At 55.8% G+C, this 11762-nt stretch carries 9 protein-coding genes and 1 pseudogene; 5 read left to right on the plus strand and 5 right to left on the minus strand.

The window, feature by feature from the left end; genetic code table 11:
• Nucleotides 1–38 precede the first annotated feature (38 nt).
• The 3 genes from ACQZ2L_RS05350 (at nt 39) to ACQZ2L_RS05360 (ending at nt 3156) form a co-directional block, all read left to right on the plus strand.
• Nucleotides 39–1403, plus strand: coding sequence for an APC family permease (locus ACQZ2L_RS05350; protein WP_430325023.1), 1365 nt, complete (start codon nt 39–41; stop codon nt 1401–1403).
• 12 nt (nt 1404–1415) lie between these two features.
• Nucleotides 1416–2534 (plus strand): P1 family peptidase, encoded by a 1119-nt coding sequence (locus tag ACQZ2L_RS05355; protein WP_430325164.1) that lies wholly within the window; start codon nt 1416–1418, stop codon nt 2532–2534.
• A 178-nt stretch (nt 2535–2712) separates the two neighbouring features.
• Nucleotides 2713–3156: a GFA family protein gene (locus ACQZ2L_RS05360; RefSeq protein WP_430325025.1), complete on the plus strand. Its 444-nt coding sequence runs from the start codon at nt 2713–2715 to the stop codon at nt 3154–3156.
• A gap of 32 nt (nt 3157–3188) precedes the next feature.
• Here ACQZ2L_RS05360 and ACQZ2L_RS05365 read toward each other — a convergent pair whose 3' ends face one another.
• On the minus strand, nt 3189–4844 hold the full coding sequence (locus tag ACQZ2L_RS05365; RefSeq protein ID WP_430325027.1) for an ABC transporter substrate-binding protein: 1656 nt from the start codon (nt 4842–4844) through the stop codon (nt 3189–3191).
• Nucleotides 4845–4994: 150 nt separating this feature from the next.
• Between ACQZ2L_RS05365 and ACQZ2L_RS05370 the strand changes: the two genes are divergently transcribed.
• Nucleotides 4995–5303 (plus strand): chorismate mutase, encoded by a 309-nt coding sequence (locus ACQZ2L_RS05370; RefSeq protein WP_430325029.1) that lies wholly within the window; start codon nt 4995–4997, stop codon nt 5301–5303.
• Between the two features lie 104 nt (nt 5304–5407).
• On the opposite strand, the gene ACQZ2L_RS05375 is transcribed toward ACQZ2L_RS05370, so the two are convergent.
• A complete protein-coding gene (locus ACQZ2L_RS05375; RefSeq protein WP_430325031.1) occupies nt 5408–5641 on the minus strand; it encodes a hypothetical protein in 234 nt (77 codons plus the stop codon).
• 806 nt (nt 5642–6447) lie between these two features.
• Nucleotides 6448–8457, minus strand: a complete 2010-nt coding sequence (locus ACQZ2L_RS05380) for an AAA family ATPase (RefSeq protein WP_430325033.1) — start codon at nt 8455–8457, stop codon at nt 6448–6450.
• A 198-nt stretch (nt 8458–8655) separates the two neighbouring features.
• Here ACQZ2L_RS05380 and ACQZ2L_RS05385 point away from each other — a divergent pair, with 198 nt between their 5' ends.
• The gene (locus tag ACQZ2L_RS05385; RefSeq protein ID WP_430325165.1) at nt 8656–9276 is read left to right on the plus strand and encodes a tyrosine-type recombinase/integrase; all 621 of its coding nucleotides are present in this window, start codon (nt 8656–8658) and stop codon (nt 9274–9276) included.
• Nucleotides 9277–9507: 231 nt separating this feature from the next.
• Here ACQZ2L_RS05385 and ACQZ2L_RS05390 read toward each other — a convergent pair whose 3' ends face one another.
• Both ACQZ2L_RS05390 and ACQZ2L_RS05395 read right to left on the minus strand, forming a co-directional pair.
• On the minus strand, nt 9508–10149 hold the full coding sequence (locus ACQZ2L_RS05390) for a hypothetical protein (protein ID WP_430325035.1): 642 nt from the start codon (nt 10147–10149) through the stop codon (nt 9508–9510).
• Between the two features lie 492 nt (nt 10150–10641).
• Nucleotides 10642–11385, minus strand: a pseudogene (locus ACQZ2L_RS05395) (mechanosensitive ion channel family protein); the annotation flags it as partial.
• Between the last annotated feature and the right edge of the window lie 377 nt (nt 11386–11762).

Here is an 11762-nt window from a genome sequence, read left to right on the forward strand (position 1 = left end):
TGCCTCCCTAACTCATATAACAACGTGGAGATGAACCTATGCCGTCCAGCCATTCTGCAGAGCCCCAGCTCAAGCGCACCTTGAGCGTCCCGGATGTCGTTGCCATCACTGTATCGTCGGTCACCCCCGCCAGCTCGGTATTCGTCATCGCGCCATTTGCCATCGCCCAGGCCGGTACCGGCGTGATCTGGGCATTCCTGCTGGGCGGCGTGCTCGCCCTGATGTTTGCCCTGTGCTACGCCGAACTGGGCCGGGCGCACAGCGCTGCAGGCGGCGAATATGTGTTTGCCAAACGGGTATTTGGCGGCATGGCCGGCTACGCCACCTTCCTCACCGTGCTGGCGATGCTGGTGTTCATCCCGCCGGTCCTGGCCACCGGTGCGGCCACCTACCTGAACGCCGCGCTGGGCAGCCAGCTGGATGGTCAGGTGGTCGCCCTGGTCATCGTCACGCTGGGCTATCTGCTGGCCATCCTCAATATCAAGCTCAACGCCTGGGTCACCGGCGTTTGCCTGCTGCTGGAAGTCGCTGCGCTGATGGTCATAGTAGTGCTGGGCTTCAGCCATGCGCAGCAGCCTGTAAGCACTATCCTCACCCCGCTGGTGCTCGATAACGGCATCCTCCATGCAGCGCCATGGGCGTTGGTCATCGGTGCCATGGGCACGGCGTTGTTCTCTTACAACGGCTTTGGCGGCGCAGTGTTGCTGGCTGAAGACATGAAGTGCGGCGGGCGCGGCATTCACAAGGCGGTGTTGTGGTCGCTGCTGCTGGTGGTCGCCATCGAGGTGATTCCGCTGATCGCGCTGTTGATCGGTGCGCCCTCGCTGGAAGCGATGCTGGCCAGCCCTGACCCGATCGGTTACCTGCTCACGGCCCATGGCAACGAAACCCTGTCGCGGCTGGTCAGTGCCGGGATCTTCCTGTCGGTGTTCAACGCGATCATTGCGCTGGTCATCCAGAGCGGGCGAGTGATCTACAGCAGCGGGCGCGACGCGCTGTGGATGCCAAAGTTGAACAAGGCTTTTACCCGCATCCACGGGAAATGGGAGTCACCATGGCTGGCCACCTTGTTCCTGGCCGTGCCTTCGGCGGCGCTGACATTCAGCTCCAACCTGGCCGAGCTCACCTCGTTCACGGTGCTGCTGATCCTGTGTGTCTACCTGGTGGTCGCGCTGTGCGCACTGTTCAGCCGCGTGTTGCGGCGTGATCGTGAGCATCCCTATCGCATGCCGCTGTGGCCACTGCCAGCTCTGGCTGCCGTGGTCGGCGCCGGTTACCTGTTGCTGACCTCGCTGGGCACGGCGTCCAGCCGCGACCTGTTTATCATTCTTGGCATCCTGCTCAGTTCGGTAGTGTTGTATGGCACCTACGGAAAAATGAGCCCTGCCTTCCAGAAACTCTAAGTGAGCACCACGATGCGAGCACGTGACTTCGGTATCACCCTGGGCCTGGGCAAGCCCGGCCCCAACAATGCAATTACCGATGTGCCCGGGGTACGCGTAGGGCACGCTACTTTGAACCAGACCGCCAACGGCAAACCCGTGCGCACCGGTGTCAGCGTCATCGAACCTCGCGCAGGTGCAGCACGGTATCAGCCGTGTTTCGCAGGCTGCCACGTGTTGAATGGCAATGGCGATGCCACCGGCCTTGAATGGATACGCGAAGCCGGCTTGCTGACTACGCCCATCGCTACCACCAACACCCACAGCGTCGGTGTGGTGCGTGACGCGCTGATTGCCCATGAACGGGCAACTCTGCAGGACGATTCGACCTACTGGTGCATGCCGGTGGTGATGGAAACCTATGACGGTGTGCTGAATGACATTTGGGGGCAGCACGTCAATGCCGACCTGGTGCAGCAGGCGCTGGCAGCGGCGAACAGCGGGCCTGTAGTCGAAGGTTCGGTTGGCGGCGGCACGGGCATGATCTGCCACGAGTTCAAAGGTGGCATCGGCACCGCTTCCCGCCAGCTGCCGGCAGAGCAGGGCGCCTGGACGGTCGGTGCCTTTGTCCAGGCCAACCACGGTCAACGGCTTGACCTGCGGGTCGACGGCTACCCGGTCGGCCGTGTGCTGGGTGATCTGCCGTCGCCCTTTGCCGTGCAGGATACCCCGGGCATGGGCTCGATCGTGGTGGTGCTGGCGACCGACGCCCCGTTGCTGCCTCATCAGTGTCAGCGCCTGGCGCAGCGGGCTTCGCTAGGTATCGCCCGCACCGGGGGAGGTACCGATGACTCCAGCGGCGATATCTTCCTGGCCTTCTCGACTGGGAACACCGGCTTGGCGCCTGCGGACTACAACCGCCGCAACCTGGCCCGGACTGCCCAGGTGGATATGGTCAACAACGACCATATCTCACCGCTGTTCGCTGCGGCAGCCGAGGCGGTAGAGGAGGCGATCATTAACGCCTTGCTGGCAGGGCAGGACATGCAGAGTGCGGATGGGCGCACTGTTCCGGCGTTGACCGGTGATCGCTTGCGCGGGGCGCTGCAGGTTACCGGGTGGCGGCAAAGTGGCTTTGATACGCCGAACTGACGGCGCCTGGCCAGACGAAAATCGCAGGCAAAAGAAAGCCCGCTGCTAGGCGGGCTAAGGTCTATCACGTAGGGATGGGTATAGACTGCCAAGTCGCTCGTGAAAACTAAGTGAAAGGCAGGTCAACGGAGTGTCAGACCTGCGTCCCTTTTGCCTCGGATGCCTCTGGAGAATCGCCATGGCTGATGCAAGCAACGATGATCGTCCCGTGTACCAGGCCGCCTGCCATTGCGGGACCGTGCAGTTTTCAGTGCGCTTGACCGATGGCGTGCGTACCGCGCGCCGGTGCGATTGCTCGCTCTGCCGTATGCGCGGTGCCGTTGCGGTATCAGCAAACCTGGGTGATATCACCGTCACCCAAGGGCAAGAGGCGCTAACGCTCTATCAGTTCCATACGCGTGAAGCCAAGCACTACTTCTGCTCCAGGTGCGGGATCTATACCTTCCACCAGCGCCGTTCTGCGCCTGATCAGTACGGGGTCAATGTGGCCTGTATTGAAGGCATGAGCCCGTTTGATTTCCCTGAGGTGACTGTCAGTGATGGCCGCACTCACCCTAAAGATCGCGTAGATGGGGGCTCGCGAGTGGCAGGCTGGCTGCGTTACGAGAGCAATCCTGAGTGATTGAACAGCGTGGACGGGCTGCGTCCGCAGCTTCAAGCCTGCGCAGCGATACTGGCTTTGCTTTGGAACATGGCGGTGTCAGCCTTGAAAATCAAATCGTCGAGGTTTTCACCATCTTCCGGATACCAGGCCACGCCTAGGCTGGCGCTAACCTTGATTTGGCTGTTTCCCCATGGAATGGGCAAGGCGACGGCTTCGCAGATTTCACCGGTGACACGCTGGATATCGTTTCGGTGATGCGCGCCGTCGAGCAGCACGACGAATTCATCACCGCCCATGCGCGCCGCTATTTCAAACTCGCAAATATTGGATTTGATTGCCGAGGCTGCGTGGATCAGCATGGCATCGCCCGCCTGGTGGCCATAACGATCATTGATCTGCTTGAAGTGGTTCAAGTCGATATAGCACAAGGCCAGATGCTCTCCACGTTTCTTTGCGTCGAGCAGCCTCTGACTCGCGAAGGGAATAAAACTATTGCGATTTGGTAAGCCAGTCAGGCTGTCATAGAAAGCCAGCTTGTGTACTTCCTCTTGGGCGAGTTTGCGCAACTTGATCTCGGTGCGTAAATGGCGCTGGGCATTCAACAGAATCAGAGCGAATATCAGGACAAGCCCAGAGCCGATGCTGACCAGAACAATGGTCTTGCGCAGTCGCTCGACGAGTTGCGGCGGGTTGGGGTCGTAGATGAAGTTTTCCAACCCGGCAATACTGTCGACCATGCCTAGTTCGAGGAAAGTCTCAGCCATACGTTGCCAGCGCCCTGGGTTCATATGACCGATCTCGATCAGGTCCGATACCACCAGCGGGCGCATGGCCTCAGCTTCGAATTGCAGGTGCGCACGACTTTTCTCCACCGAATACTGATTGAGCAGCAGGTCTATGATTTGCTCTGGGTTATCCATCGCGTAGCGCCAGCCGCGCAGGGTGGCGCGGCGCAAGGCCTCGACGCGCTGTGGATGCTCGTCAATCTCAGCCTGGCTGGTGAACAGGATGTCGCTGTAGAAGTCGATCCCGTAAGTGACGGGCGAAATGATGTTGTATTCCACGCCCCGTTCTTGCAGGTAGAAGGGCTCGTTGGTCAGGTACGAGTTGAACGCCGCCACTTTACCGCTGGCCAGATCCCCAATTTGAAAACTGCTGGGTATCAGCTGTAGTTTTTCGAGGGCTATACCTTCGCTACGGAACATCGCCAGAAAATCGGCATCTGTCTCTGCATTCATCAGCATCAACGGTTTGCCGATCAGGTCGTGCACGGTGCGAACACCTTGGTCTGTACGAGCCACGAGCACGGAAGGTGAATGCTGAAAAATCACCGCCAGCGCTACCAAGGGCTTTCCATGCAGGCGTGCGTAGAGCAATTCACTATTGGCTTCGCCGTACTGGGCACGCCCAGAGAGCACTTCTTCGACCGGTGTGACATTGGGGCCACCTTCGTGCAAGCGCACGTCCAGCCCTTCTTCGCGATAATAGCCCTGGGCGATGGCGGCGTAGTAGCCCGCGAACTGGAACTGATGTTTCCAACGTAGCTGAACATCAATTACCTGCGCAGCACTATTATCTTGAGTGACAGGGCTCGCCCACACAGCCTGAGCCCAGAGCAGCACAAAACACAGCATTCGACGCAGCCGAACCAGCAGGATTCTCTCCGGCCGGTCGAGCGCGTTGGAACAGCTACGGAGGCTGGGCATCTTGAGGGTCCGTTAATCGCGCTCGTGGTTGAGCGTGCAAGGCGTGGCAGGGCATGGCCAGGCATTGTGACATCGCTCATGCAGGGCCAGCAATCGCCAGCCACTGCCTGCCGTAATCAGACGCAGGCTCATGAAAAGGAAGTCAGGCAAATGGATGTATCTCGCACCTCTCTGGACGAAGTCCGCCAAGGGATCGATGAAATTGACCGCAACCTTGTTTCGCTTCTCGCCAAACGGGGTCGACTCGTGACGCAAGCAGCGGCCTTCAAGAAAACCACCGATGATGTGCGTGCGCCTGCTCGGGTCGAGCAAGTGATAAGAAAGGTTCGTGAAATGGCTGAAGAAACTGGTGCCTCGGCTGAGGTCGTAGAACAGGTCTATCGTGCGATGATTTCGGCATTCATCACTGAAGAACTGGCCACCCATGCGAAGCTGGCTAACGAAACCTCTGCCAACTGATATATGGCTGGATTGAGGTAAGAGCGGGCAGACGATTTGCGATCAATTGATGCGGACTGCTTAGTCTCACGCAAGCAGCCCGCTCACTAATCAACTCACATCAGTCAGTCTTGTTCGATTGATCCGCCTCCTGTGTTCCCCATCAACTTGCCACATTGCTCGGCCGCAAGACGGCTGATGATGCGCATCGCCTGATGAATGCCTGCCATATTGCGCAAGGTCAGGTGCGGATTTTGCTCGCCTTCCAGCACGTCGTCGTGCTGGACGAGCGCCTCACCGAGAAGCTCGAGGGTCCAGGCGTAGCTTTGGATAGTCGAGAGACGATCTTGAGTAGTCATAGCGACACACTCCCTTTGGCAGAAGCCAAGCGGCTTTCGCGGTGGTTCGGGCCCGACACGACCGGCGTGGTTGACTGTTGGATGCAACGGCGGCGAGCGAATGCGGGGATTCTGCTCAGAATGCGGATAGGCATGCATGAGACTCCAAGTTCAGGGCTGGAGCTGCCACGATCCTTCCTACGGGATTGGGTGGCAGCTGTGTATGGGGTAGGAATACCGGGAACTTGGAACCCGGCCAGGCCGAAGCCTGCCCACACACAGCCGCCATGACACAACACAGCAGACGTAAAAAAAGCGCCAGCTGTGGTGATGGAGGCGCTTGTTGCGTGCGCCAAGTTTACCAGCGGGTTCCTACACCCGGTCACGAGATTTATCGTGACTTGGGGGAAGTTAGACCTGATGGGGATTGGATGCAAGGGGGTGGGGTGAGGGGTATTTCTCTGAATTGAGTAGGATTTATTACCAGCTCGCCATTTTGGGCGATTTAGTAATGTCCAAGATCACTCGCTCGTGTTCAGACCCCAGCCGAGTTGGTGATGCCAGGTCGTAATTGAACTCGTATTCGTCCCAGGGTACTCGGCATCCCTATCGAGCATGGATGGGGTCAAAAGCAGTCAATCGCGAGTGACTGCTATCGACCCAAAGCTGACATCTGATTTCCCTCGTTTATCGCTATGATGAGCCAAAGCTTCGCTACCGGGGTTAATGAGATTTGGGCAACCTACTGCAGGTGACCATGACCTGATAATTCACACGGCATGAGACCGGAACGGCAAGGTTTATGCTTTAGGTTGGCGACCAACAAATCAGCTCAAGGCTTGGTTGATCGTCTCGAAAAGCTTCGAAAATCGCTGAATCACGTCTTTACCGATCCTCTTAGGGGCTACCGCCACATAAGCAGCAGCCACTGCAAAATGGTTGTATCCAGGAGTTGGTCGAACGCTGATCTGATTACTTATCAGCTGCTTCTCAATCCTTTGTACTATCCGATCTGCTTGCGGCAGGTCCTCCAGTTTTAAGACTGTTCCAGCAAGAGCTTTGGAATAGACCTCGTTGAAATGTTCGAGGTACGCTTTGGGGTCTAGGAGATCCTCGAGGTCGGTGGCAACGGCATCCGCTCCATCCGCTCCTAGGTTTTTGAATTGTGAGAAATTAAAGACTTGTTTTTGATTTAACAATTTCTGCTGCACCATGGCGTCGAGCTTCTGATCACTCTTGCCGCTGTAGTCATGCAGAACAGCAAATGCTAGCCCATTACCTCCTAGGAGTGACACGAAGGTCGCTACATTGCTCAAGCCCCCAACGGGGACGATTGTAATTTGGGGATCAAGTCCTACTCCTCCAGTCTCTTCAACGACTCTAGACATCGCTTGGAGTACAGTGAGTTCTGAAATACCCTCGACCAGCAAGTTTCGCTCGGCGATGAATAGGTTTTGAGCAATATTCCAACCTAGGGCGGCCTGTAGTGGGAAAATTGTCTTGGAATCCGACCCGGAAAGGTTAGAAGAGATCACTGTCCCTTGGCGTGGCTTGTCTTCCACTACCCTCACTTGGTGCAGGCGATCTGAATTCACCATGAACGGTGAGTGAGTCGTGTAGATGACCTGGTGGGTCTCAGCAAGATCATCGATGTAACGCAAAAAATCAGACTGAGCGAGGGCGTGCAGAGCCAGTGCTGGCTCGTCCAGCAGCAGCACAAGATTGTTACTGGTTGTACTGCCGACCACGCTGAGTTGCTGCTGGACGCTGTCAAACCATACTAAAAAGCTAAAGAACCAGATGAAGCCCCGGCTGCGCTGATCGAATGGGGTGGTAACACCACGATGTCTTTTATTTTTGATTCGCAGGTAGAGGTTAGGCCCGTCGTTAAATGGGGCGGCATCTGACGCATCAGGCCGAATATCGATCTCGACTTCGAGATCTTCGTTCTGCTTCCAGAACTCCAGAATCTGATCAGTTAGGTTGATCGATACCGATTCGATCTGTGCCTTCAGTTCTTCATAGGAGGTACCATTCGAGAAGTCGTCCAGTTCAACTCCCGCCATGCGTAGTAGGGCGATCACTGCTTGATGCTTTGGCTCGATCTGCTTGTGGGCATTAGCCGGATCTTTGTTTGCGGCAGTTAAGCGATTCGCAAGATCTTTGAGATTGAGTTTTCCAGGCAGAAGGTCGTAGTCGCTGAAATAAAGAAAGCTAGGAATCTGCGGTGATAGCAACTGCCAAGCTTCGTAGGTACATACCGACGACCAGTCTGCACGTGCACCGCTCACACGAGTTTCGAACCCTTGGACGAATTCCGTGTCAGCCTCATTCGTCAGGCTGATGCCTTTCAGGCCTAATAGTGCTTCTCTCAGCGAAGTGGCTTTGCTGAGGACGGCAACTGCACCTTCGCTCAGCCCTACGGTAGTTGCCAGGTTTTTGAGTACTGGGGCTTCGGGAATACTCAACCCAATTGAACTGGAATTTTTGTAGTTACGTGACACTGTGAAACTGAATCCAGCCTTTATGTCACAACCGATTTTGGCGTTGATTTCAAATGCCTCAGCGTCGTCGATCACGTAGGTTAGGGAGACGGCATCTTCAGGCGACTCCTCGTGGCGTCGCTTATATGTCAGAAGGTCTTTGCGTGGATAGTCTTCGGTGATGTCGAATTTCTCTTTGTCCAGCGCATCCTTGGCTTTATGCAAAGCTCTGAGAAAAACCGTCTTTCCGGCTTCATTCATCCCCACCAAGACAGTGACCTGGGGATCGATCTCGGTTGTCTGCTGCTCATTGATTGAGCGGAAAGGGCCAACCTTTACAGATGTCAACAGCATGTCCATTTGTCCTTGTTGATCGAACGCTAATGGACACGAAGGTAAGCGAAAAGCCATCACGTCGTCTACGTAGACGTGGTTACTCTCGACGGCAGTTCGCTTTTGGCCGTTTCCGCCTCGGCGGCCGGCTGATGGGTCGGATAGCTCCGCCCCGTGGCCGGCTACATGCTTGTACTCCCTTACTGAGGAGAACAAGCCATCAAAGCGATAGCAGTCGTTAGCCGCGAGCCTTGGAACAAGGGAAAGCTCGTTGGTCAGAAAGCCCCGCTCCGGATTAGGGGTATCTGGGTTATACGCGTCAGACTCCAGCTTTCGGAGGAAACTAGGGACTTGGCTCTTTTTGACCTGGCAATCGATAGCAAGCTGCGCGCCTGCGACCTCACCAGGCTGCGAGTGCGGGACATAGCCCACGGGGAGCACGTCTCATCGAGAGCTATCGTGATGCAGCTAAAAACTCATCATCCGGTGCAATTTGAGATCACAGAGCAGACACGCTCAGCGGTGGAGGCTTGGATACGCCATGCCAAGCTTCGAAGCGAGAACTTCTTCTTCCCAAGTAGGCTTGCCCAATCCGAGCATATCTCCACCCGACAGTACGCACGGATCGTCAAAGCCTGGGTGACAGCAATTGGTTTGGATCCAGCCTTGTACGGAACCCATACCCTACGGCGAACCAAGGCGTCGCTGATCTACCGCAGGACAAAGAACCTCAGGGCCGCACAGCTCCTACTGGGCCATACGAAGCTGGAAAGCACTGTCAGGTATCTAGGCATCGAGGTAGACGACGCTCTGGAGATGGCCGAGCAGACAGAGGTTTAGCCGCATGACCTGGTGACGGCTGCGGGGCCATCGCTATCCGACCCAAAGCAGCCGTTACCGTAGGGTAGCTAGGGGCCAAAAGCGGTCTGTCAAAAGTGTTCAAAACTCCGATAAGAACTAATTACTGGAAATCGCGGTTAAGCGGTAGCCGGATCGAAACGCAGCTAACGCCTTGTCCTATCAAAACCTAGGTATTCTTAGTTTACTGAGAACTTATCCAGCAGTGCTGTTTCATTTTTTGGGAGAGGTGCTTGGTGGGCCGTAAGGCATACGCACATACGACTGCTTATTGATTATTTTGTCGAGATCATCGGGGGTTATCAAATTTTTATTGCTTGTCTCTCGCAATGCAAAGACAAGATCACGAAAGTGTATGGAAGGTGATTTGTATATATCCTCATGCACGAATGAATCATAGCCAAGAAAATATAGCGATTTATCAGTATAGGTATCACCTTTTGCCGCATAGTAAGATTCTACTATTACTGGAATCTGCGAGGACTGAATTTTGATCACTCCGTTGGCTCGTGGCACTTTCTTTAGAACATAGTCCTGAAGAGTAGAAATTATGACTGGCATACGCCACAGTTCTCCGCTTGAGCTGATAGGAATTGCTTCAGCATAAATCTCAGGCGGGAAGGTAACGACCCCTTTTAAGAGGGTGATTTCGGCGTTGGTTGGCTTTAAGGTAATGCCATCATTATTTTCTGAGAAGTTAGCCGTAAGAATTAGTGTTCGATCTTGAATATACTCATTGCTTGCCAAGGCAAGTGCGTCATCTGATACTTGACAGCTTCTAATTGAAATAAGTACTGCGAGCACGGCTGCCAGTGCTGATACAAACGAAAGAGAGGGATAAGGTCGGCCATTCATTTTTAAATAAAATCCTATTAACGTCGTCGGAGACGATGTAGAGCTTTTAAGCGTCCTTGAGTCAATCATAATCTAATCATAAATAGTGTCTAGTTGACCCAGCTTTGAAGCAAGTGATTTGGCAGTCACGGCGCATATTGGGAGGGCCGTTTTCCGACCGACGCGAAAGGCAGCTATGGGTCGAAAGCGGTCATCCTCGACCGTCTGCTCTAGACCCTTTACAGCCGGTCGTGTAAAGCTGAAATTACTTCTGCTCCATATGCGGAATCCATACCTTCCACCAGCGCCGTTCTGCGCCAGATTAGTACGGGGTCAATGCGGCTTGTCTCGAACGCCCTGACCCAGAATCGCAGGCAAAAGAAAGCCCGCTGCTAGGCGGGCCAAGGTCTATCACGTAGGGATGGCTATAGATTGCCAAGCCGCTCGTGAAAACTAAGTGAAAGGCAGGTCAACAGAGCGTCAGACCTGCCATTTAGCGCAAATCATCGCGCCTCACGCCTCACTCATCTCCTGCAACCGCCGCTGCGCCGGCTCATGCGCCGCACGCCCGGCCAAGCCAATCCGCATGTCATTACCACTCGGCTGCTGATAAACACTCAGGCCAAACTCCGGCAGCACCGCCAGCAGATAGTCGAACACATCGCCCTGAATCCGCTCGTATTCGGCCCACGCGGTGGTACGTGTAAAGCAATAGATTTCCAGCGGCACGCCTTCGGCGGTGGGCTGCATCTGGCGGACCATGCAGGTCATGTTCGGGTGCACGTCGGGGTGATTTTGCAGGTAGGCCAGGGCAAACGCGCGGAAGGTGCCGATGTTGGTCAGCTTGCGGCGGTTGGCCGAGAGGTCGGCGACCAGGCCCTGGGCTTCGTTCCAGTCCTGCAGCTCTTTGCGCTTGCTGGCCAGGTAGTCGCCGAGCAGGCGTACGCCGGTCAGGCGCTGCTCTTCTTCAAGGGTAAGGAAGCGCACGCCGGCGGCATCGATGAACACGCTGCGTTTGATTCGGCGCCCGCCGGATTGCTGCATGCCGCGGTAGTTGCGAAACGACTCGCTCATCAGGCGCCAGGTGGGGATGGAGACGATGGTCTTGTCGAAGTTCTGCACCTTGACCGTGTGCAGGGTGATGTCGACCACGTCGCCGTCGGCGCCAACCTGGGGCATTTCGATCCAGTCACCGACGTGCAGCATGTCGTTGCTGGTCAGCTGCACGCTGGCGACGAACGACAGCAGGGTGTCTTGACAATCCAAAGAGGGGATAGTGTGGACACCCCGGAACTTCCCGATTTCACTGAGCTTGCCCTGAATGTGTGACTGTCCATATGGACAGCAGGTTGATATGGACACCTCTACCTGCCTGCGCGCTCCCACCTTTCCCTTTGCGCCGACCAGCTATCGGACAAGGTAGCCATCGCCCGTGAGATTGCTGATTTACAGGGGAGCCTGGGCACACCCAAGCACCAGCCGATCCTCAGCCCAGCTCCTGGCTAAAAATGAGCGAGCCCGAACACCGCTTTCGAAACTGCCGTCTACCAGCGAGTACATCTGCCATCTCGGTGGATCGCTGGTCATGTGAAGGAAGGAGCGCCGAAGCGTTTCCTGCTCAGGCGCTCATTCCT

The organism is Pseudomonas shirazensis (assembly GCF_050496565.1).
In the GTDB taxonomy this organism is placed as follows: domain Bacteria; phylum Pseudomonadota; class Gammaproteobacteria; order Pseudomonadales; family Pseudomonadaceae; genus Aquipseudomonas; species Aquipseudomonas shirazensis_A.